The following is a 21,197-nucleotide window of genomic DNA, read 5'->3' on the forward strand; positions in this document are numbered from 1 at the left end:
GCTGCACTGCCCGCTGAAGCCGTCGCGTGGGGGTTCGGGTCTCAGCCCACCGACATCGATTCGTTTGACGCCACACCCGCGTCGCGGTAGCGCCGCTCGATCGCCCGGACGCGCACCAGTCGCACGAGCGTGACGGGCCCGTTCACCACGAACTTGAGCGCGTTCCACAGGCACACCAGTACGAGCAGATTGATCCAACCGGGCGCTCCGCCGGCAACCCACTGTGCGAGCGCGGCCCCGATCACGACGTAAACGACAGCGACAAGCATCGCCGGCACGCCCCACTTCAGGCCGCGGCGAGTGTGCGTGGCGCGGATGATCATGTTCGTCGGCATGGTCCGCTGGAAGAACGTGTAGATGCGACTGACGAAGGCGATGAGCAGTTGGAACATGGGCCAGGCCTCTCCTTCAGGCGTGGATCCTGCGGTTGCGCACAGGCTACGCCCGCCCTTCCGACGTTGATTGGACCACCCACTACAGGCTGTGGACAGCGCGCGTGCGCGATGGCGCCCGGTGCGGCTGTGCAGGAGCATCTGCCCGCGAGAGCCAGATCGCGCGATCCCGCGCTACGGCTGCGGCCGCGGCATCCATTCGCTGGTTTGGCGACGTCGCGGGAGCGCCAGGCGCGTCATCCTCGAAAACGCCGTACCGGTCACGGTATGCGGCAACGATGCGCGCCTGGTGCCGCCAGGCGCCAACTCGCGCCGTATCGACGGGGATGGGTCCGAGGGAAGTGATCCACCTCTCCCCCGATGCCACCGCCGAATCGACGAGAGCCGAGGCGCGCTCCTCGATGAGGTGCGCCCGTTCGTCGAGGGAACGCCGCATCTCGGCATCCATCTCCCCTATCGCCGACGGGATGAGACCGGCGATCAGGCCACGGCCACTCCCCCGCGAGCTGCCACTCGAGGCTTGAGCGAGGAAGCGCTCAAGCCTCTCGTGGAGGACGGCGGCGGCATCCTGAGCATCTTCGAATCCCCGCGCGGCGACGATCCGCGGCAGAAGCTTCTCAACGTTGTGACCGAACGATTCGGCGCGTCGAAAACCAGCCGTCAGAGCGCCGAAGGCGTCCGATGCGATCGTCGATTCGGCCAGTTCGGGCGGCAGCCCGCACGCGTGAATGAGGTTCGCCCAACGCGGTCGTTGTGCGGATGCCGCGATCGTGTCGTACTCGGCGGCAAGCTGCGCGATCGATCCCCACACCTCCTGCTCCGCGGCGATCGTCTCGTGTGCCGACAGCTCGGCGCCGACGTGACCGAGTACGCCTGCGAGTATGTCGCGGGCCGTGGCATCCGGACGCTCACCCGGATGCCGAGCGGAGTGATTGTCGTCGGGGCGCGACACGACCACATACGCGGTGTTCGAGGCTCTCCCCCGCGTCATCGCGACGTACAGGTTCTCGCGCGTCGTTCCGGGCTCGACGACGGCATGCGCGGTGTCGGTCGTGATCCCCTGCGCGCGGTAGGCGGTCACCGCGTAGCCGAGGTCGACGTTCTCAGTAACGTAATCGGCCGGCAGGGTGATCGGTCGAGCGCCGGCGCGGTCGGTGTTCTGCACGCGCAGCGAGCCGTCGCGGCGAACGGCGACGACCTTCCATCGCGCGCCGTTCCGCACCCAGTCGCGTCCCGAGCGCAGGCGGCGGTCATTCTTGCGGGTGATGATCACGTCACCGATGGATGCTGCGGACTCATCGCGCAGGGATTCTTCGGCCGAGGCATCCACAACGCCAGACAGGATCAGCTCGGCGCGCGCCCGCCGGTTCAGCGTGGCGACCGCCTCGCCGGTCTCGGCGACGAGCACCGACGACATGCCCGAGGCGATGTCTCGGAGCCAGGCGCTGTACGCGGCATCCGCCATCGCGTCGGCGTCGCCACCGACGATCCGGTCGTGGGCGCCGTACGTATCGAGGGCTTGCAGCCGCCCGTTGCGGAGGTCGAGGGATGCCTCCTTCTCCCACGCGTTGCGGAAGCGGCGCACGTCGGCGAGTTCAGGAGCATCGGTGCGTGCTTCGACGAGCATTCGGAATGCGCCGCCGGCGTCGACCGACTGCAACTGCGCCCAGTCCCCCACCAGCAGCACCTTCGCGCCTGCTTGCGTCGCCAGCGTGCTAATGCGATCGAGTGTGAGGGTGCCGGCGAGGGATGCCTCATCGATGATGACGAGCTGACCCGCGCGGACCGTTGCGCGACCATGGCCATGCTCGTGCAACCACTTGGCGGTGTTCTCGGTCGCGATGCCGAGGTCATCGGCGAGTTCGCGCGCGGCCGCCGCCGACGGTGCGAGCCCGATGACGGAGCCGCGGCCGTGCCCGTGCTCCCACGCAAGGCGCAACGCGTGCATCGCGGTGGTCTTGCCCGCACCCGCCGGTCCGATCAGCACGTCGAGCGAGCGCGCGGAGGTTGCGATCGAGTGGAGCGCCGCACGCTGATCCTCCCCGAGCACGATCCCGTGATTGCGGCGCGCCCGCTCGGCGCCCTCGAGGGTTGCGGCACTGACCACCGGCGCATTGGTCGCGTGCGACGCGGAGAGCAGTCGCTCCTCCGCATCCAACAGAGCAATCGATGAGTAGCGAGCGGAGTTGCGCGGGCGGAAGACGCTCGTCTCATCGGCGCGTCGGAACTCGACCGGCGAGAACCCGAGCTCAGGTGGCGTGAGGCGCATGGAGCGCTGTTCCGCAGCATCCGTGATCATGCCCACGATCGCCTCGCGCTCCTCGGTCGCGGCGAAGCGCCACTCCATCGCCTGTCGCGCGGCTTCGGCGTAGAGGTTCCAACGGGTCCATGTCGAGCGGCGCTCGCCGGTCGCCTCGACGACGCGATTCGCGAGTTGGTTCAGGATGTCGCGCTGGACGTCTTCGGCACGGAGCGGCTGCGGGTCGTCCTGGTGGTTCACCGCTATGCGCGACCAGGCGGTCGCGTCGGCGCCGAGCAGTCGACTGGCGCGGGTACGCCACTCGTGCGTGAGATCGGCGAGCGAGCGGAGACGCTTCTCTGGACGCGTCGCAAGCGTCGCCTGCTGACGTAGACGGATGATCGTCACCTTCGACGGTGCGCGGCCGTGGGTGGCGACGTACTCGTCGATGAGCCGGTCCTTCTCGATGTCGATGTGACGCGACCGGGACGAGAACTCGGTGACCAGCTGCTCGGGAACGGTGGTGATCGCCCAGACGGGATTGCGATCGGCGTCGCGTTCGCGTCGCTCCCATTGGACGCCGAGTGCACGCGACAGGTGGTCGGCGAACACCGCGGTGTGCAGTTCGGACAGCGCAACGGTCGCCGCGTGCAACGGACGTCCGTCGAGCGAGCGCCACTTGCCGTCGAACAGGGTGCGGACCTTGTTACTCACCACGACGTGCGTGTGCAGCTGCGGATCGCCCGCCCGGGAATCGAAGTGGTCGAATGCCGCGGCGATGAGTCCGGTTACCTCGACCTGCGCGACTGCGCCATCACTGCCCGCTTCGCCGGCTCGTGTCGCGGCGAGTTCGCGCTCCATGAAGCCCAGAACGTCATCGATCGCCTCGTGATGCGCGGCAGCGATCGTCGCCTGGGTGTCGGCGTCCGCCACCGCCCAGAGAACCGACCCCGACTTCGGCAGCGAGAACGTGAAGTCGTAGCCGGCGACCGCACGGCGGTGGGTCGGCGCTGTGGTGCCTGGCCTCGGGAGATCAGGACTCGCATCGGATGCCGCGTACACGGGGTAAGCCCGACCGAGCGCTGTGCCCGTCCCGGGGTCGCAACCCATCCCAAGCAGTAACTCGAGCTGGGCCTCGGACACTCGCGATCCCGCGTCGATTCGGCCGTCGGCCAGCGCTGGCAGACCGCTCCCAAGCCAGCGACCCGGCGGCGTGCCAGCCTCCGCGTAGTAGCGGGTCAGCGGGGTGGAGAGCGGCCGCTCGCCGTCGGCCGCGGCTACGGTACGGATGAGGTACTTGTACCCCTCCCCCGCGCTCATCACCCGCATCGACACCGACACCCGGCACCGCCTCTCCGCTGTCAGAGAGGTGGTCGAGCGGGGCCCGCTCGGCGGGCCCCGCCCTGGATCTGCAAGACGTGTGGGCCCGGCACATCGTCCGGAACTCGCGGACGATCCCCGCACCGAACGGAGAATCCTGTGAACCGTTGGATACATGCTCAGATTGCACGCACTGTTCCGCCGCGGGCTGGGCCGCAACGGTCTGCGCAGTCTTGGTGGCTTGCGCGGCCGCGGGAGCGGTCGCGGCAACGAGCGCGGCGGTAACGACGGCGACACCGACGGTCCCGGCCGCAGGGCTGACTCGGAGGCTCAGCGGTTGATGATGCCGGGGAGGACGAGCTCGATCCAGCGCTCACGCACCGCGGCGCTCTGATCGATCGGAGCGGTCGTCATCAGCAGGAACAGGTCGTCCACGGTCACGCCGGGGCGGATCTCCCCCGCGGCCTGCCCCAGGGCGATCAGCTCACCGAGCGCGGCGCCGACGCGCACCGCTGCCGAGGTGTCGCCGTGCGTGTCGACACCCAGGCTCCGCGCGGTCGCCTTCACTGCGACGTGCTCGGCCGACGAATTCCCGACACGCCGCATGTAACCGACCACTTCATCGACCGGCCGGGTCTCGCCGCGCTGCGCGCGCGCCGCGGAAGCTTCGGCGTCGTCGGCCGCGGCATCCACGTAGTGCGCCACGACGGCCGCGACGAGGTCGATCTTCGTGGGGAAGTGCCGGTACAGCGTGCCGACGGCGACACCCGCGGCTCGGGCGATCTCGTCCATGCCGACATCGACGCCGTGAGCGCCGATCTGCTCACGCGCCGCGTCGATGATCTTCACGCGGTTGCGCACGGCATCCGCGCGCATCGGACGTGGGCTCGCCTGCATGGTCACACTCCCTGCATTTGCAATAAAATGAACTATAGTTCACAATAATTATGAACGCCAGTTCACTTTACGAGTCTTTCGCTTAGGAGCAACCTTGAATCAGCGAACCATCGTCATCACCGGCGCCTCCGACGGCATCGGCGCAGCCGCCGCACGCAAGCTCGCGCAGGGCGGGGACCGCCTTCTGCTCGTCGGTCGCTCCCCCGAGAAGCTGAAGTCCGTCGCCGAGCCGCTCGGCGCCGAGTCATTCGTCGCCGACTTCGAGAAGCTCGACGATGTCCGCGCGCTGGCCGCGTGGGTGCGTGACCGCACGGATCGCATCGACGTGCTCGCCAACAACGCCGGAGGCGTTTTCGCGGAGCGCGTCGTGACGGTCGACGGCAACGAGCGGACCATGCAGGTCAATCACTACGCCGGGCTCCTTCTCACCAACCTGCTCATCGACGTCCTGACGCAGAGCAATGCGACCGTCGTGAACACCTCGAGCGTCGGCGCACACGCCTTCGGCAAGATCGACATGGCCGACCTCGACTACACCCACAAGTACAAGACGATGAAGGCCTACGGCGACTCAAAGCTCGCGAACATCCTCTTCGCCAAGGGTCTCCACGCCCGCTACCACGCCCAGGGACTGAGCGCGGTCGCACTCCACCCGGGCAACATCGCGTCGAACTTCGGCAAGGAGACCGGTAACGGGATGATGAAGCTCATCTACAAGAGCCCGCTGGCCCGCCTCCTCAGCTCCCCCGAGGACGGCGCCGCGAACCTCGTCTGGGCCGCCGACGGCACCCCAGGTGTGACCTGGCAGTCCGGTGAGTACTACGACGACAAGCGCAAGCTGCCCAAGCGACCCAACCCGCAGCAGAACGACCGCGCGCTGACGGACGCTCTGTGGGAGGAGAGCGCTCGCCGCGTCGGACTCGCGGTCAAGAGCTGAGCCGCGAGAAGACCCGAGAACCCAACACCTTCGACAGGAGAAGAACATGAGCAAGACCTGGTTCATCACCGGCGCCGGACGCGGCTTCGGCAAGGAATTCGCCAAGGCCGCCCTCGGCCGCGGCGACAAGGTGGCCGCCACCGCACGGAACACCGCGGCTCTCGATGACCTCGTCGAGGCGTACGGCAATGCCGTGCTGCCCCTGCAGCTGGATGTCACCGACCGCGACGCCGTGTTCGCCGCCGTCGCCACCGCGCACGAGCAGCTCGGACGCCTCGACGTGGTCGTGAACAACGCCGGATACGGACTGTTCGGAACGGTGGAGGAAATCACCGAGCAGCAACTGCGCGACCAGTTCGAGGTCAACCTCTTCGGCGTCTTCCACGTCACGCAGGCCGTCCTGCCGATCCTGCGCGAGCAGGGCAGCGGACACATCATCCAGATCTCCACGGTCGGCGGGGTCGCCGCCTTCCCGAACCTCGGCGGCTACCACGCCTCCAAGTGGGCGCTGGAGGGTCTCAGTGACGCACTCGCGCAGGAAGTCGCCGGCTTCGGCATCAAGGTCACACTGGTCGAACCGGGCGGATTCGCCACCGACTGGGGCGGCAGCAGCGCTGTGCACGGCGATCCCCAGCCGCAGTATGACGCACTTCGGGAGAGCCTCGCCGTCCAGCTCGCGCAGATCGGCGCGACCGTCGGCGATCCCGCCGCCGCAGGACCTGCGATTCTTCAGGTGGCGGATGCCGCGGAGCCGCCGCTGCGTGTCTTCTTCGGCATCACACCCACCCAAGTCGTCCCCTACGTCTACCAGCAGCGTCTCGACACGTGGAAGGAATGGGAGCAGCTGTCCATTCAGGCCGAAGGACACTGACCCACGACCCCGATCGCAGGGCGGACCGTCATCCGCCCTGCGATCGTCTGCGTGACTCACACGAGGCGAAAAGGCTGCCGCTGCGACGTCGCATAGCGATGCAATCGCAGGTCGAGCGCGAACCGAACAGCTCCGAACGGCGACGATGTGTCGTATCCCAGCTGGGAGTTCGCTCGCTCGCGGAGCTTGCTGACTGTCGAGTGGTGGATGCCCAGGCTCGACGCGATCTCGCGCGCCGATGCGCGTACGTCCAGGGCTTCGAGTCGCTCGACCGTGCAGTTCAGGGTCTCCACGAGCTGGTCAATGCGACGAACGGCACCATCGTCGCGAAGCGCTCCGGTCAAGGCGACGGCGTCGGCAAGGGGCCCGAGTTCGGTGAATTCGATCCGCTCGCCGGGTCGCGCGAACCGCAACGCGATGAGCGCCTCATCGGCGGCGCGCGGAAGCGCATCGATCGGATGCGCCGCGCTGGTCCCGATGCGGACCGTGCGCTCCGCATCGTGAGGGTGCGAGCCGCGGGTGATCTCGAAAGTGACGTCGTCAACGGTAGCGCTCAGTTGCGGTGAGCCGGGGGAACGAGAGCCGGGGACCGACGGCGTGGCGATGATGCGGAGCGGCTCGTGCGGACTCAGACCGAGCCTGCCGGCCAGCCGTGCCCGCGTCAGTCCGACGGTGTCCGCGCTGAGCAGGAGCGAGACCGCCTCGTCGTATTCATCTCCCCAGCCGAGGGTGCGATCGATGGTGACTTGCACGGCCTGAGCAAGGCGCTCCAGAACCATCTGGTCGTTCACATGCTGACCCGCCTCGCGTTCGAGCCACGCCCGGCCATTGCTCGACGGGCCGAGCGGCACAGACTGCCAGCGGCCAGGAATGAGCGCGGGTGGTTCTGCGTTCTCATCACGCAGCGCCGCCGCGTCCACACGTATCGTGATCTGACGATCCGGGTCGCTGATCCCCGCAGCGGCTCCAGTCAGCATCGTCGCAGCACGGACCAGCGTCGTCAGGCCGACGCGGCGCGCCATCAGGGCGTCGAAGTGCTCGACGATCCGCAGAGACTCCGCGATGTGCGGATCAAGCGTCTCTGCGATGCCTCGAAGTTCGCGCATGACGTCTCCTCGTCCGTACGGTTGTCGACCGATAGCCATTTGGACAGCCGTCTCGCGAAGAAGCGTACATCTGGCGCTCGTCAGACGAACTGCGCCGACCTAACGTGAACCTGCACCGACAACAAAGGAGTTCTCGACGATGAGCACCCACCTTCCCCTCGACCCCGAAGTCCAGGTCGCTCTCGACCGGATGCCCGACCAGTTCCGGCCGCGCGCGCTGTTCGATTTCGACGACATGCCGGCGACCCGGCAGCGACTGGCGCAGATGCTGGAAGCCGCCGTGCCCCGCGAGCCTGACCCAGGCGTGGAGACGCGCGTCGCATCCATTCCCACCGCGGACGGCGCGGCGATCGACCTGCGCATTCATCAGCGCGCGGGCAGTAGCGGAGAGACCGGCCGGGCCGTCATCTATTGGGTGCACGGCGGCGGCATGGTCATCGGCAGCGCCGCCGACGACGACGAGAATCTCGCCCGATACGTCCTGGACACCGGATGCGTCGCAGTGGCGGTCGATTACCGCCTTGCCCCCGAGCACCCGTATCCGACCCCGCAGGAGGACAACTACACGGGACTGGTCTGGGTCATCGACCACGCTGACGAGCTCGGAATCGACCCGGCGCGATTGATCATCGGCGGCGCGAGCGCCGGAGGCGGATTGGCGGCGGCGCTCGCGATCATGGCACGCGATCGGAAGGGTCCCGCGATCGGCCTGCAGATGCTGTTCTGCCCGATGCTGGATCACCGCAACGACACCCCGTCGAGCGCTGAGATCACCGACATCGGCATCTGGGACCAGGTGATGAACGGTCGCGGCTGGGTCGCACTTCTCGGCGACCTTGACGGCGACGACGTCCCGGGCGCCGCTTCCCCGGCACGCGAGGAAGACCTCGCCGGCCTCCCGGCTGCCTTCATCGACGTCGGCACCGTCGAGGTGTTCCGCGACGAAGCCATCGCCTATGCGAGCCGCCTGCTCACCAGCGGCGTGCAGACCGAGCTCCACGTGTGGCCGGGCGGCTTCCACGGTTACGACGCGTTCGCGGCCACCGCCTCGATCTCCGTCGGAACGCAGGACGCCCGCCTCGCCGCCGTCCGCCGCTTCGTGCAGCAGTCCGAATCCGCCTGACCCACCGAAGGATCACACGCAATGTCCCATCTCGTTCATGAGCACGACGTCCGCGACCGCGTCATCATCCTGGCGGGTGCCGGCGGTCTCGCGACCGCCACCGCCGCCCGGCTCGGCGCCGGCGGGGCGAAGCTCGTCATCGGCGATCTCCACCTCGCCGCGGCGGAGTCTGCCGCAGAGGCAGCGCGCTCGCAGGGCGGAGAGGCGCGCGCGGTGCAACTCGACATCTCGGACGAAGCATCCGTGAATGCCCTCGTCGCTCACGCGATGTCGGAGTTCGGGCGCATCGACGGCCTGCTCAACATCGCAGCCGACATCAGCCCGGAGAACCTGGGTCGCGACACGGACGCGGTCGAGATTTCGCTGGAGGTGTGGCAGCACACCCTCGACGTCAACCTCACTGGCTATCTGTTGACCACTCGCGCCGCGATCCCTCACATGCTCAAGACGGGGGGCGGAGCTATCGTCAACATCATCTCCGGTGCGGTCTACATCGGGGAGCCCGTGCGCCTGGCGTATGCGGTGACGAAGGCGGGGATCACCGCTTTGACCCGTCACATCGCCAACCGCTGGGGAAGCGAGGGCATCCGGGTCAACTCGCTCGCGCCGGGCGGAGTGCTCACCGACGCGATGATGGCGAACATCCCCCAAGAGCAGCGGGATGCCTCGCTCGCGGCCATCCCGAACACGCGACTGGGCAAGCCGGACGACATCGCGGCCATGGCTGTTCACCTGCTGTCAGACGACGGTGCATGGATCCAGGGACAGTCGATCTCGGTCGACGGCGGACTGACGATGAGGCCCTGACCATTCGTCGACCGCGCGATGCCCGCACCGATCACGGTGCGGGCATCGTCTCGTCTCGGCGCGCCACAGCAGGCCGTGCCGGGAGCCAAGGCTTTCAATCCTTCGTCGGCACGCTCAGCAGTGCCGGAAAGCCGGTGGCCGCTTCTCGCGGAAGGCGGCCATCCCCTCCTTCTGGTCGACCGTATCGAAGAGCGAGCCGAACACCCGCGACTCGAAACGCAGCCCCTCCGCGAGGGAGGACTCCAGCGCGGCATCCAAGGCGGCCTTGGCGGCGTAGAGCGCGGGCAGGGACTTCGAAGCCACCGCGTTCGCGGTCCGCTCCGCGTCGGCCAGCAGGTCCCCGGGTGCGACGACCCTTGATACCAGGCCGATGCGCTCGGCCTCCTGCGCATCGATGATCCGGCCGGAGAGCACGAGTTCGGCGGCCTTGTAATAGCCGACGGCACGCGCGAGTCTCTGCGTGCCGCCCATCCCCGGGATCACCGCGAGGGTGATCTCGGGCTGGCCGAACTTCGCGGCAGGGTCTGCGAGCACGATGTCGCACATCATGGCCAGTTCGCATCCGCCGCCGAGGGCGTAGCCCGCGACAGCGGCGATCACCGGGGTGCGGACCGCTGCGAACCGCGTCCAGCCGGCGAACGGCTCCTGCAGCACCATGTCGACACCCGACGCGTGCTCCATCTCCTTGATGTCCGCTCCGGCGGCGAACGCACGCTCGGATCCGGTCACGACGATGGCGCCGATGGCGGGGTCGGCATCGAAGACGGACGCCGCGGCCACGACATCACGCATGACCTCGGAGTTGAGTGCGTTGAGTGCCGCCGGCCGATCGAGCGTGATCCAGCCGACCCGGTCACGCGTCTCGACGAGGATCGTGCCGTACTGCCGCGTCACAGCCTGCTCTCCGTCAGCTTCAGTCCGGTGAGCTCGGCGAGCAGCTGGAGAGTGTTGTCGCCGAACGCCTCGCGCACCGCGAACCCGTCGGGCGAGACGTCGAACACGGCGTGGTCGGTGTACACGCGCGTGACGCACCCGACGCCGGTGAGTGGGTACGTGCACGCCTCGACGAGCTTCGATTCGCCGGTCTTGGTGAGCAGGTCGGTCATCACATACACGTTCCTCGCGCCGATGGCGAGGTCCATGGCACCCCCGACGGCGGGGATGGCACCGGGCGCTCCGGTCGACCAGTTGGCGAGGTCGCCGCGTTCCGACACCTGGAACGCGCCGAGCACGCACACGTCGAGATGTCCGCCGCGCATCATGCCGAACGAGTCGGCGTGGTGGAAGTACGCCGCACCCGGAAGGGCAGTGACCGGCTGCTTGCCCGCGTCGATGAGGTCGGGGTCGATCCGCTCCGCCTCGGGCGCGGGCCCCATTCCCAGCAGCCCGTTCTCGGTGTGCAGGATGATCTCGAGGTCGTCGGGCAGGAAGTTCGCCACGAGCGTGGGCGCCCCGATGCCGAGGTTCACGTAGGAGCCCTCGGGGATGTCCTGCGCGATGCGCGCCGCGAGTTGCTCGCGCGAGATGCGGGCGCTCACGGGGCCACCTCGATGCTGGGCCGACCCTCGACGTCCACACCGCCGGCGAATACCACGTCGCGCAGCCAGGGGCGCTCCCCCACGGCCACGACGCGGTCGACGAAGATGCCGGGCGTCACCACCGTCTCGGGATCCAAGCCGCCCACCAACAGGATCTCATCGACCTGCACGATGGTGGTCGTTGCCGCTGTCGCCATGACAGGTCCGAAGTTGCGCGCGGTCTTGCGGTAGACGACATTGCCCCAGCGGTCGGCGCGCCATCCGTTCACCAGCGCGAAGTCGGCTCGGATCGGGTACTCGAGCACGTAAGGGCGTCCATCGATGGTTCGCTGTTCCTTGCCCTCGGCGAGTTGCGTGCCCACCCCGGTGGGCGTGAAGAAGGCGCCGATTCCCGCGCCGGCCGCACGGATCCGCTCGGCGAGGTTGCCCTGCGGCACCAGCTCGAGCTCGATCTCGCCGGCGCGATACAAGCTGTCGAAGACCCAGGAGTCGTGCTGCCGCGGAAACGAGCAGATCACCTTGCGCACGCGACCGTGCGACAGCAGCGCCGCCAGGCCAGAGTCGCCGCTACCCGCGTTGTTGTTCACGATCGTCAGGTCCTGGGCACCGTGCGCGATGAGCGCGTCGATGAGTTCGACGGGCTCTCCCGCGCGGCCGAAGCCGCCGATCATGATGGTGGCTCCGTTCGGGATGCCGGCGACGGCGGCTGCGGCATCCGGAACCGTCTTGTCGATCATCGACGCACCACGGTCTGATCGAGCCGGCCGAACACGACGTCTCCGTCGAGGTCGACCTGCATGGTCACGCGATCGCCCTCACGGAGGTACGGCGTCGACGCAGCGCCTTCCTCGATGATCTCGATGCCACGCCGTTCGGCGATGCACGCGGAACCGGTCTCGGCGTACCGCGTGCTCGACACCGTCCCGCTGCCGATCACGGTGCCCGCTGCCAGGTTGCGCGTGCGGGCGGCGTACGCGATCAGCTCGCCGAAGGTGTAGTCCATCTCGCCGGCCGGGACCGCGCCGAATCGTTCGTCGTTCAGTCCGACGGTCAGGCTCGCGGTGATCCGGCCGTCCTGCCACGCGTCGCCCAGCTCAGCGGGTGTGGCCGCGATGGGCGCCATGCCTGTCGCCGGCTTCCCTTCGATGAAGCCGAACCGGCGTCCCATCTCCTCGACCACGATCGCGCGCTGCGACCAGTCGTTGACGAACGTGACGAGGGCGACGTGCTCGAGCGCCGTGTCGGCGTCGATGCCGGCGGGGGTGTCGCGGAGGATCACCGCGAACTCGCCCTCGAAGTCCAGGTCGCCGCTGGGGTTCCACAGCGTCCCAAGGTGAGCCGGCGCGCGCCCGGACCGCGAGCGACCTAGCGAAGGTCAGAGGTGCAGCGATGATCACCGACGACCTCAGCGACAGGACGGCCTTCGTCGCCGACGCCGGCCCGTGCATGAGCGTCGCGACAGCCAGGTGATAGTCCGCGCCGTAATCACTGACGGCGGCAAGTCTGCTTGCTGGGTCAAGAGCGGGCCTTCCGCGCGATTTCGTCCATTCTCACGCGGGTCGGGCGCTCGATCTGGCGGCCGACGATCTGGCTCAGCGATTCAGCCCACCCGTTGATGAAGAGTTGCCATCCATCGTGAGCGCTGAGCCTACGACCTGGTGATGCGCGGCGCACGTCATCGAGCAGCAACAGGTCACCGCGGTAGTTCAAGTCCCACACGTGCGCGCGTTCCGGCCACGGTGCAGGAAGTGACAACGGGGCACCTGGCCGGTCTTTGCCCATCCCGGTGGCATTGACGATCAGCGTGTTCGGGGTGAGCGAGCCGAGGAATCTGAGTTGAATGGCGCCTGGCGAGTGGAGCACGTCGACGGTCACCGGGTGCCTTCCTGTGGTGGCGATCTGGTGCGCATGTTGCAGCCGCTCTATCGAAGTGTCGACGAGGTGCAGGCGTCGAGGTCGGTGTTGGATCGGCCAGTCAGCCGCGGTGAGGCAGACGATGAGCGAGACGGCCGTGCCGCCGGCCCCGAACACGACGAGATCGCTATTGAGGTTGGTGACCGGTACTCCGCCGCCCATTTCGTGCAGCGTGGTGAAGATGCTGCGGTGCTCGATGACGGTCCCGTCGAGTCCCGAAGGGTGCTTGCGAATGACGCTGACCTCCTGGACCCGTTCACAGATCGACTCACGGTGCGTGAACAGGTCGGCAGCATGGCGGTAGAGGCCGGTCTTGTGCGCGGTGATCACAGCACCTGCAGCGGACGGATCCTCCTGAAGATGAGTGACGAACTGCCGGTAGCTCTCCCCGGGCGCGGCGAATGGCAGGTCAACGGTCTGCAAAGCCGCGTCGATACCGAGCAGGTCCATCCAGGCGGGAAAGACCTTGCGGACGACAGATCCGCTTGTGGTGATGCCGAGGAAGTAGATGGTCTGTCGGGTCACGAGGATCGCCTCCTGCGTTGATCGTCCGGGGTCGGAGAGGGGCACTGCTCAATCCCCAGCGGTGAGTGAGTCCTCTAACTGGCCTTCTCAGTGGGAACCAGTGTCCGCGTCCCAGGCTGCTCGGGTGCGGCTCCCGTCGACCGTCCGGCCTCGAGGAGGGCCGCGTCGGCGCACATCAATGCCAGGCCGATATTGCCGGCGTGCGGGTCGAGCCGGCTGGCGCTGATCTGGATCGATCGGGTGGCCAGCGGTGTGCATCGCGAGTAGACGGCCTGCCGAATGCCGGAGAGAAGAATCTCTTCAGCGTGCGCGAGGGTTCCGCCGATGATGACGTGCGACGGGTTGAGGAGATTGACTGCGCCGGCGATCAGGTCGCCGAGGATGTGGCTGGCACGAATGGCAAGGCGCACGGCCAGCGCATCCCCGTGCCGTACGAGCTCGACGAAGTCGGAGAGATGGTCGACCTGAACGCCCTGCGCGTTGATGTCTCGAAGCAGTGCCCACCCGCCGGCGTGCGCTTCGGCGCAGCCGATGCGACCGCACCGGCACTGCGGCTGCTCGCCCGGCTCGGTCGCGACGGTGATGTGGCCGATGTCACCTGCGCCGCCTTCGGCCCCGTGGATCACTTCGCCACGGAAGACGATTCCGGAACCGACACCGGTTGAGGCTTTGATCATGAGCAGGTTTCGGGCGTCGGGATACAGCATGCGCTGCTCCCCCAGAGCCATGGCGTTGGCGTCGTTGTCGACCAGGACGGGCACCTCGAACCGGGCCAGGTGGTTGGCGACGTCGTAACCATCCCAGCCGGGCATGATTGGCGGGCTGACGATCTTCTTCGTCTCCGCATCGACAGGTCCGGGGACGCCGATGCCGATGCCTGCCAGGGGCACATCCGCATTGGGTCGCGATGACAGCAGGTCGTCGAAGAACTCCTCGATCTGGCCCATCACCGCCGCCGGACCGGAATCGACGGCGATCTCGGCGAACCGCTCCGCAAGCACAGTTCCGGCCAGGTCGTTCATGGTTGCGCGCAGCCCGGAGGCGCCGATGTGGGCGGCCAGCACGTGCCGGCCACCCGCGTTGAAAGCGAACCGCGACGGCCGCCTGCCGCCGGTTGACCGCGCGGACCCGACTGGTGTGAGCAGCCCGGCAGCGATCAGCGCGTCCATGCGCAGATTGACGGTGGTTCGGCTGAGTCCGGTGATCTCCATGACCTCGGCACGGGTGAGGTCATCTCGGCGTCGGAAAAGCGAAATCAGCTCATCCAGACCCGGGATGCTTCCATTCGAGTCGCCGGTCTTTCCATCGCTCACGAGGCCAGTATGACACCTTCTCCAGACTTTTGCTTGACTTGGTTGCCAAAAGTCGTTTACTGTCTACCCAGAAGTGAAGATTCGAGGTTGAGTCTTCGAGCCCCCCCGATGCTGGGGCGGCTGAAGCTCCAGCTCACGACATGAGTTCACCGTCCGCGATGCGTGTTGTTCACGCATGCGATTCGCGGCGTCTCACCCCGACGAAAAGGAACCCGAATGAGTTCGGTAAGTCTCCAGGAGCGCGCGCAGTCGCTTCGCCAGAAGGTGTTCACGCAGGTCAGCACGCTGGGTAACGGCTATCTCTCCCAAGGACTGCAGTGCGCTGACGCGTTCGCGGTTCTCTTCTTCAAGGATCTGGACGTGGACGATCGATTCCTCCTGTCCAACGGTCACAGCGCGGTCGTGCTGTACGCGGCTCTCGCAGAGCAGGGTCTGATCCCGGAGGTGGAGCTCGTCGAGTACGGGCAGGAAGGATCGCGGCTGACCCTTGGCAACGAGCCCGGACGGGTGCCTGGTGTGCTGCTCGCCGGCGGCTCGCTGGGCCAGGGCCTTGGCGTCGCCGCCGGCTGGGCTCTGGGGAAGCGCGTGCAGGGCGAGCCCGGTCGCGTCCTGAACTACATGTCCGACGGTGAGCTGCAGGAAGGCGCCAGTTGGGAAGCCGCGATGTTCGCCGGCTCGCAGAAGCTGGCCAACCTCACCAACCTCGTCGACCTGAACAGCCAGCAGTCCGACGGGCCGCTGGTGCTGGACATGACCTCCATCGTCGCGAAGTTCGAAGCGTTCGGCTGGTGGGCGATCGAGGTCGACGGCAACGACATCGCCGCGGTGTCGAAAGCGCTGGAAGCGTCGCGCGAGATCGACGACCTGCCGAAGGCGATCGTCCTGCGTACACAGCCGGGCAAGGGATCCCCCACCATCGAGAACTTGTGGAACCCGCACTACATCCGGGCAACGCCCGAAGAGTTCGCCGCGATCGGCGAAGAGATCACCGCGTATGGGAAGGCAGAACGATGACGGTCACCAACGGTACGGCAGACATCTCCGTGCAGGATGGTCCGGTCGCTGAGTACACCGAGCGAATCGGTCCGCTGAAGGACCCCGGCGCCTTCTCCGAGGTCCTCGTCGAAGCCGCAGCCACCCGCCCCGAGGTCGTCGCCTTGTCGGCGGATCTTGCCGAGGCGATCGACCTGGCCGTGTTCGCGAAGACGTACCCGGACCGGTTCTTCAACACCGGCGTCGCCGAGCAGAACCTCATCGCCGTCGCCAGCGGCATGGCCCGCGCTGGGCTCGTCCCGTTCGCGGCGACGTTCACCGGCTTCATGGTGCGCCGCGCACACGACTTCACTGTCATGCAGGTCGCACTCAGTCGCGCGAACGTGAAGCTGATCGGCGGGGTCCCCGGGATCCAGCAGAAGTGGGGAACCTCGCACGCCGGATACGAAGACCTTGCCGTTATGCGCACCGTGCCCGGCATGCTGGTCATCGAACCGGCCGATCGTGCAGAGGTCGCCGAAGCAACCCGGTACCTCCTGGACTACGAGGGGCCGGCCTACATGCGGCTGCCCCGCACCGAAACAACGCTCCCAGAGCGGCCGATCGACTCCTTCGAAGCCGGGAAGATCGGCGTCCTCCGGGATGGCAGCGACGCGGTCATCTTCGCCTCCGGACTCATGGTGGAAGCGGCGCTCAACGCGGCCAGTCAGCTCGAGACCGAAGGCATCAGTGCGGCTGTGGCGAACATCTCCACCATCAAGCCGCTGGACGTGTCGACCATCCTCGACCTCGCCGGCCGGGCTCGCGCGGTGGTCACCGCGGAGAACCACTCCATGATCGGCGGGATTGGTGACGCGGTGGCGTCCGCCCTTGCAACCAACGGTGTGCTGCGGCCGCTGCAGACCATCGGCCTCAGGGACGAGTTCCCCGACTTCGGGCCGCCGGCCTACCTCGCTCGGCTGAACAGCATGGAGCCGGCGGATATCGTCCGCGCGGTCCACAGCTCGCTCAACCTCGCGTCGACACCGGCACGATGAACGTGCGCCGGCGGTTCAGCCAAGCGGTCTCCGCCGGCACAGACACACCCGCGACCGCGCCCAACAAACAAAGGCACTCTCTGCCAGTGATGCCGGAGGACTGATCAACGATGACCACTGAATATCTGCTGGAGGCACGCAACCTCCAGAAATCGTTCGGACATGTACATGTGCTGCGCGGCGTCGACTTCGACGTACGCCCGAACGAGATCACCGCACTGGTCGGCGACAACGGTGCCGGCAAGAGCACGACCGTGAAGATCCTCTCCGGCACCCTGAAGCCCGACAGCGGCAGCATCAAGATCAACGGCGAAGAAGTCGACTTCACCAACCCGAACCGCGCACGCTCCTACGGCATTGAGACCGTCTATCAAGACCTCGCACTCGCGCCGGAACTGCCGGCGTTCGCGAACATGTACCTCGGGCGAGAGATCGTCAAACCCGGCCTGGGCAAGATCTTCGGCATCCTGGACCGCAAGACCATGCGCCAGACCACCGACGAGGCCTTCGTCCGACTCGGCAGCTCCGTGAAGGACGCCAGCGTCCCGGTGTCATCACTGTCCGGCGGGCAGCGGCAGGCCGTCGCGGTCGCCCGCGCTGCCACATGGGCGACCTCGCTGATCTTCATGGACGAACCCACCGCCGCTCTCGGCGTCGTCCAGACCGAGCAGGTACTGCGACTGATCGAGTCCACCCGCGCGGATGGGAAGTCCGTCGTCCTCATCAGCCACAGCATGCCCGAGGTGTTCGAGGTCGCCGACCGCATCCAGGTACTCCGCCTGGGACGCCGGGTGGCGAACTTCAAGACCTCCGAAGTCACCATGCCCGACGTCGTCGCCGCGATGACCGGTGCGAAGAACTTTGAGATTGAGAAGGAATCGAAGTGAACCAGCCCCAGATGACCGATTCCACAACGCTCATCCAGCCGGAGCGACCAAGAACACGCCTCCAGCGATTCGGCACCTACTTCGCCCGCACCCCAGCCCTCTGGACATACCTCGTCCTCGCCATCCTCGTGGCGGTGTTCTCCCTGCTCAGCAACGGAAACTTCGCCACCGTACCGAACTTCCGCAACATGCTGCTGGACGGATCCCTGCTGCTGATCATCGCCGTCGGAATGACGATGGTCATCATCACCAGCGGCATCGACCTCTCCGTCGGCGCCGTGGCAATCTTCTCGAGCGTCATCGCCGCGCAGGTGATGGGCGGCATCGGTGGTGACCATCCGGGAACCATCTTCGGCGGCCTGATCGCTGCGGTCGTGGTCGGCATCCTCTGGGGCGCCGTCAACGGATACATGGTCGGCTACGCCCGCATCGTCGCGCTGATCGCCACCCTCGGAACCCTTGGCATGGCCACCGGCCTCGCCCTCGTGATCACCGGCGGAGTCAACGTCCGCAGCGTCCCCACCTCATTGCTGGTCGGCGTCGGCAACGGTTCCCTCTTCGGTGTCCCGTGGCTGGTGCTCATCGCGATAGTGGTGGCGATCCTCGGCTGGCTGTACCTCAGCAAGACGAAGGCAGGGCTGTACCTGTACGCGATCGGCTCAAACGAGGACGCCGCGGTGCGCTCCGGCGTGAAGGTCCGCTTCAACACCGCCAGCGTCTATGTCATCACCGGCGGCCTCGCAGGGCTGGTCGGATTTCTTTCCCTCGCCCGCTTCGGCACCACCGCATTGGCCGGCCACACCACCGACAACCTGCAAGCCATCGCCGCCGTCGTCCTCGGTGGAACCAGCCTCTTCGGCGGCCGCGGCGGCATCGGAGGCACCGTCGCAGGTGTGTTCATCCCCGTCGTCCTCGCCAACGGTTTCGTGATCCTCGGTCTGCAGCCCTTCTGGCAGCAGTTCGCCATCGGTCTCGTCCTCGTCCTCGCCGTCTACGCCGACCAGCTTCGCCGCAAGCGATTCGACAACGACTAAGCGAGACCCCGCTCTACGACCCGTGGAGCAACCCCACCCAACGAATGTGTCCCTCCACATTCACTAGCTCAAGGAAGCGCTACACATGAAGAACAGCAGCACCACACGACGCATGGTCCTCCCAGCCCTCGCCGTCACCGCCACAGTGGTCGCCCTCGCCGGCTGTGCCGGCACGTCCTCCACCTCCGGCGGAGAAGACGACGGGTACAACGTCACCATGATCCTCGGCGTCTCCGGCGACGAGGGATACCTCACCGACGTCTGTGGCGCCCAGGGCGTCGCAGACGAGAACAACGTCACCCTCGACGTCCAGGCTCCTGCGGAGTTCGATCCCGCACTGCAGGTTCCCGTTCTGCAGGCCGCGATCGCAAAGAACCCCGACGCGATCATGATCGCCCCGACCGACTCGACCGCCCTGATCGCACCGATCCAGCAGGCCGTCCAGGCCGGCATCAAGGTGATCCTGTTCGACACCACCCTCGATGACCTCACCGGCATCGAGACCGTCGTCGGCGTCGACAACGCCGCGGGCGGCGAGCTCGGCGCGCAGACGCTGGCTGATCTCATCGGCGAAGAAGGTTCCGTATTCGTCAACAACGTCAACCCGGGCATCTCCACAACCGACGCCCGACAGGCCGGATTCGAGGAGGGCATCGCCGAATTCGATGGCGTCAACTACCTGGGCCCGCAGTACAACGACAACGACCCGCAGAAGGCTGCGTCGATCACCACCTCGATCCTCGCCGCCAACCCCGACTTGGCCGGCATCTTCGGAACCAACATGTTCTCGGTCGAGGGATCTGTCACCGGACTGCGTAACGCGGACAAGCTGGGCGACGTAAAGATCGTCGGATTCGACGCTGGTCCGTCGCAGGTCGAGGCCCTCGAGAGCGGCGAGGTCCAGGCGCTCATCGCGCAGAACCTGAACGAGCTGGGCGCCACCGCAATGCAAGCGACCATCGATGTCCTCGATGGCAAGAAGGTCGACGACACCTACCAGGTCGGCTTCACCGCGATCACCCAGGACACTCTCAACACCCCCGAGGGCCAGGCGGCCATCTACAAGGCGGATTGCAACTGACATGACGGTAACCCCGGACCACGTTGCGGGCCCACCACGCGATTACCGCAACGTGGCCCGGGTTACGGACGATAGCAACCCCATCCGGCATCTCGTCCGAAGGGACACGAAAGAGGACCTGTCCGTCAAGTCCGAATCAGCAGCACCCGCGGTCGCGGTCGGAGTCGACGTAGGCGGGTCAAAGCTCGTCCTCGGAATCGTGCACGCCGACGGCAGCATCTCCGACCAACAACGTGTCCGCACAGAGCGCCGAGACCCCGAGTGGGTCGCAGAACGCATCGTCGCTTACGCGCGAGAGTTCGGCGCCGGCCTCCCCGTCGGAGTAGCGGCCGCCGGCGCCGCGGACAAGGAAGGTGTTCTCACTTTCGGCGCTTTCATCAACTGGGACGGGTACCCCCTCCGAGCAAAGCTCACACAACAGCTCGGAGTGAACGTCTTCGTCCAGAACGACGTCACCGTCGCCGCCTGGGGCGAGTACATCCTCGACACGGACCGACGATCGCTCGTCGTGATCGCAGCCGGAACAGGCGTCGGCGGCGGCGCCGTCAGCGACGGCACACTCATCATCGGCCGCGGCGCCGCGATGGAGATCGGTCACCTGCATGTCACGAACGGCACAGCCCAATGCGCGTGCGGCAAGATCGGCTGCCTCGAAACGGTCGCCAGCGGGAGCGCCGTATCGACCCGATACCACGATGCGAAGATCAGGTTCGATTCACTACACGGGGAAACGATCCTCTCCGCCCCGCAGGTCGTCGCCGCAGCGGTGCGCGGAGATCAGATCGCCATCCAAGTTCTGCGCGAAGCCGGAGAGGCGCTCGGCGAGGCGGCGGCGGTCATCGCCGCGGTCCTGGATCCCGAACGAATCGTCTTGACCGGGGGGCTCGTCCACGGCGCCGCTGACCTCATCCTCGGTGCGGCGCGTTCTACGTTCGGGGCCTACCTCAGCAAGTCGCAGCTTCGAGATCTGGACGTATTACAGCATTCCACTGCGCAGACCGACCCGATCGTCCTTGGCGCCGGTGCTCTCGCAGCTCGAGACGCTGACATCCAGTGCGGGTAGTCACGCACCCGCCGCGCTGAGCTTGTCCACGGGCAAAGACTGCAACGTCGACGACGTTCCACCGGATCAGTCAACTCACCGCCGCCCCGGTGCCGAGGTCAGCATTCTCCACAACCGCCC

20 protein-coding genes are annotated in these 21,197 nt (G+C 66.9%); 10 read left to right on the forward strand and 10 right to left on the reverse strand.

Going from position 1 to position 21,197, the window contains the following annotated elements:
• Positions 1-41: 41 nt before the first annotated feature.
• From ACVN90_RS12705 to ACVN90_RS12715, 3 genes are all read right to left on the reverse strand, one after another.
• Positions 42-392, reverse strand: a complete 351-nt coding sequence (locus tag ACVN90_RS12705; RefSeq protein ID WP_475098602.1) for a sulfate permease — start codon at positions 390-392, stop codon at positions 42-44.
• Between the two features lie 82 nt (positions 393-474).
• On the reverse strand, positions 475-3,960 hold the full coding sequence (gene mobF, locus ACVN90_RS12710; RefSeq protein ID WP_475102119.1) for a MobF family relaxase: 3,486 nt from the start codon (positions 3,958-3,960) through the stop codon (positions 475-477).
• A 321-nt stretch (positions 3,961-4,281) separates the two neighbouring features.
• Entirely contained in the window at positions 4,282-4,848 is a 567-nt protein-coding gene (locus tag ACVN90_RS12715; protein WP_475098603.1) for a TetR/AcrR family transcriptional regulator, read from the reverse strand.
• 94 nt (positions 4,849-4,942) lie between these two features.
• On the opposite strand from ACVN90_RS12715, the gene ACVN90_RS12720 reads away from it, so the two are divergent.
• Both ACVN90_RS12720 and ACVN90_RS12725 read left to right on the forward strand, forming a co-directional pair.
• Entirely contained in the window at positions 4,943-5,785 is an 843-nt protein-coding gene (locus ACVN90_RS12720) for an SDR family NAD(P)-dependent oxidoreductase (RefSeq protein ID WP_475098604.1), read from the forward strand.
• A 46-nt stretch (positions 5,786-5,831) separates the two neighbouring features.
• Positions 5,832-6,656 carry an SDR family oxidoreductase gene (locus ACVN90_RS12725; protein WP_475098605.1) on the forward strand — a complete coding sequence of 275 codons (825 nt, stop codon included), beginning with the start codon at positions 5,832-5,834 and terminating at the stop codon, positions 6,654-6,656.
• Between the two features lie 56 nt (positions 6,657-6,712).
• Here the strand turns inward: ACVN90_RS12725 and ACVN90_RS12730 are convergent, their stop codons facing one another.
• Positions 6,713-7,678: a hypothetical protein gene (locus ACVN90_RS12730; protein ID WP_475098606.1), complete on the reverse strand. Its 966-nt coding sequence runs from the start codon at positions 7,676-7,678 to the stop codon at positions 6,713-6,715.
• Between the two features lie 223 nt (positions 7,679-7,901).
• Between ACVN90_RS12730 and ACVN90_RS12735 the strand changes: the two genes are divergently transcribed.
• Both ACVN90_RS12735 and ACVN90_RS12740 read left to right on the forward strand, forming a co-directional pair.
• Positions 7,902-8,885: an alpha/beta hydrolase gene (locus ACVN90_RS12735; protein WP_475098607.1), complete on the forward strand. Its 984-nt coding sequence runs from the start codon at positions 7,902-7,904 to the stop codon at positions 8,883-8,885.
• 21 nt (positions 8,886-8,906) lie between these two features.
• The gene (locus ACVN90_RS12740; protein WP_475098608.1) at positions 8,907-9,692 is read left to right on the forward strand and encodes an SDR family NAD(P)-dependent oxidoreductase; all 786 of its coding nucleotides are present in this window, start codon (positions 8,907-8,909) and stop codon (positions 9,690-9,692) included.
• Positions 9,693-9,806: 114 nt separating this feature from the next.
• Here ACVN90_RS12740 and ACVN90_RS12745 read toward each other — a convergent pair whose 3' ends face one another.
• From ACVN90_RS12745 to ACVN90_RS12770, 6 genes are all read right to left on the reverse strand, one after another.
• Positions 9,807-10,586 carry an enoyl-CoA hydratase-related protein gene (locus ACVN90_RS12745; RefSeq protein WP_475098609.1) on the reverse strand — a complete coding sequence of 260 codons (780 nt, stop codon included), beginning with the start codon at positions 10,584-10,586 and terminating at the stop codon, positions 9,807-9,809.
• Positions 10,583-11,230 carry a 3-oxoacid CoA-transferase subunit B gene (locus ACVN90_RS12750; RefSeq protein ID WP_475098610.1) on the reverse strand — a complete coding sequence of 216 codons (648 nt, stop codon included), beginning with the start codon at positions 11,228-11,230 and terminating at the stop codon, positions 10,583-10,585. Before ACVN90_RS12750 ends, ACVN90_RS12745 begins: the two co-directional genes overlap by 4 nt.
• The gene (locus ACVN90_RS12755) at positions 11,227-11,967 is read right to left on the reverse strand and encodes a 3-oxoacid CoA-transferase subunit A (RefSeq protein ID WP_475098611.1); all 741 of its coding nucleotides are present in this window, start codon (positions 11,965-11,967) and stop codon (positions 11,227-11,229) included. Before ACVN90_RS12755 ends, ACVN90_RS12750 begins: the two co-directional genes overlap by 4 nt.
• On the reverse strand, positions 11,964-12,509 hold the full coding sequence (locus ACVN90_RS12760; protein ID WP_475098612.1) for a fumarylacetoacetate hydrolase family protein: 546 nt from the start codon (positions 12,507-12,509) through the stop codon (positions 11,964-11,966). Before ACVN90_RS12760 ends, ACVN90_RS12755 begins: the two co-directional genes overlap by 4 nt.
• A gap of 236 nt (positions 12,510-12,745) precedes the next feature.
• Positions 12,746-13,669, reverse strand: a complete 924-nt coding sequence (locus ACVN90_RS12765; RefSeq protein ID WP_475098613.1) for a hypothetical protein — start codon at positions 13,667-13,669, stop codon at positions 12,746-12,748.
• Positions 13,670-13,743: 74 nt separating this feature from the next.
• Entirely contained in the window at positions 13,744-14,982 is a 1,239-nt protein-coding gene (locus tag ACVN90_RS12770; RefSeq protein WP_475098614.1) for an ROK family transcriptional regulator, read from the reverse strand.
• Positions 14,983-15,246: 264 nt separating this feature from the next.
• Here ACVN90_RS12770 and ACVN90_RS12775 point away from each other — a divergent pair, with 264 nt between their 5' ends.
• The 6 genes from ACVN90_RS12775 (at position 15,247) to ACVN90_RS12800 (ending at position 21,077) form a co-directional block, all read left to right on the forward strand.
• Positions 15,247-15,996, forward strand: coding sequence for a transketolase (locus ACVN90_RS12775; protein WP_475098615.1), 750 nt, complete (start codon positions 15,247-15,249; stop codon positions 15,994-15,996).
• Positions 15,993-17,012, forward strand: a complete 1,020-nt coding sequence (locus ACVN90_RS12780) for a transketolase family protein (protein WP_475098616.1) — start codon at positions 15,993-15,995, stop codon at positions 17,010-17,012. The genes ACVN90_RS12775 and ACVN90_RS12780 overlap by 4 nt, the downstream gene beginning before the upstream one ends.
• Before the next feature lie 110 nt (positions 17,013-17,122).
• A complete protein-coding gene (locus ACVN90_RS12785; RefSeq protein WP_475098617.1) occupies positions 17,123-17,899 on the forward strand; it encodes an ATP-binding cassette domain-containing protein in 777 nt (258 codons plus the stop codon).
• Positions 17,900-17,910: 11 nt separating this feature from the next.
• A complete protein-coding gene (locus tag ACVN90_RS12790) occupies positions 17,911-18,933 on the forward strand; it encodes an ABC transporter permease (RefSeq protein ID WP_475098618.1) in 1,023 nt (340 codons plus the stop codon).
• Positions 18,934-19,018: 85 nt separating this feature from the next.
• Positions 19,019-20,014, forward strand: a complete 996-nt coding sequence (locus tag ACVN90_RS12795; RefSeq protein ID WP_475098619.1) for an ABC transporter substrate-binding protein — start codon at positions 19,019-19,021, stop codon at positions 20,012-20,014.
• Between the two features lies 1 nt (position 20,015).
• Positions 20,016-21,077 carry an ROK family protein gene (locus tag ACVN90_RS12800; protein WP_475098620.1) on the forward strand — a complete coding sequence of 354 codons (1,062 nt, stop codon included), beginning with the start codon at positions 20,016-20,018 and terminating at the stop codon, positions 21,075-21,077.
• The last annotated feature ends 120 nt before the right edge of the window (positions 21,078-21,197 follow it).

The sequence above is a fragment of the Microbacterium sp. F01 genome, assembly GCF_056156365.1.

What these genes read in the sequence shown, in the direction of transcription:
- ACVN90_RS12705 (WP_475098602.1), bottom strand. Translation starts at nt 392, where the DNA reads ATGTTCCAACTGCTCATCGCCTTCGTCAGTCGCATCTACACGTTCTTC.
- mobF (WP_475102119.1), bottom strand. Translation starts at nt 3,960, where the DNA reads ATGCGGGTGATGAGCGCGGGGGAGGGGTACAAGTACCTCATCCGTACC.
- ACVN90_RS12715 (WP_475098603.1), bottom strand. Translation starts at nt 4,848, where the DNA reads ATGCAGGCGAGCCCACGTCCGATGCGCGCGGATGCCGTGCGCAACCGC.
- ACVN90_RS12725 (WP_475098605.1), top strand. Translation starts at nt 5,832, where the DNA reads ATGAGCAAGACCTGGTTCATCACCGGCGCCGGACGCGGCTTCGGCAAG.
- ACVN90_RS12730 (WP_475098606.1), bottom strand. Translation starts at nt 7,678, where the DNA reads ATGGCGCGCCGCGTCGGCCTGACGACGCTGGTCCGTGCTGCGACGATG.
- ACVN90_RS12735 (WP_475098607.1), top strand. Translation starts at nt 7,902, where the DNA reads ATGAGCACCCACCTTCCCCTCGACCCCGAAGTCCAGGTCGCTCTCGAC.
- ACVN90_RS12740 (WP_475098608.1), top strand. Translation starts at nt 8,907, where the DNA reads ATGTCCCATCTCGTTCATGAGCACGACGTCCGCGACCGCGTCATCATC.
- ACVN90_RS12755 (WP_475098611.1), bottom strand. Translation starts at nt 11,967, where the DNA reads ATGATCGACAAGACGGTTCCGGATGCCGCAGCCGCCGTCGCCGGCATC.
- ACVN90_RS12780 (WP_475098616.1), top strand. Translation starts at nt 15,993, where the DNA reads ATGACGGTCACCAACGGTACGGCAGACATCTCCGTGCAGGATGGTCCG.
- ACVN90_RS12785 (WP_475098617.1), top strand. Translation starts at nt 17,123, where the DNA reads ATGACCACTGAATATCTGCTGGAGGCACGCAACCTCCAGAAATCGTTC.
- ACVN90_RS12790 (WP_475098618.1), top strand. Translation starts at nt 17,911, where the DNA reads ATGACCGATTCCACAACGCTCATCCAGCCGGAGCGACCAAGAACACGC.
- ACVN90_RS12795 (WP_475098619.1), top strand. Translation starts at nt 19,019, where the DNA reads ATGAAGAACAGCAGCACCACACGACGCATGGTCCTCCCAGCCCTCGCC.
- ACVN90_RS12800 (WP_475098620.1), top strand. Translation starts at nt 20,016, where the DNA reads ATGACGGTAACCCCGGACCACGTTGCGGGCCCACCACGCGATTACCGC.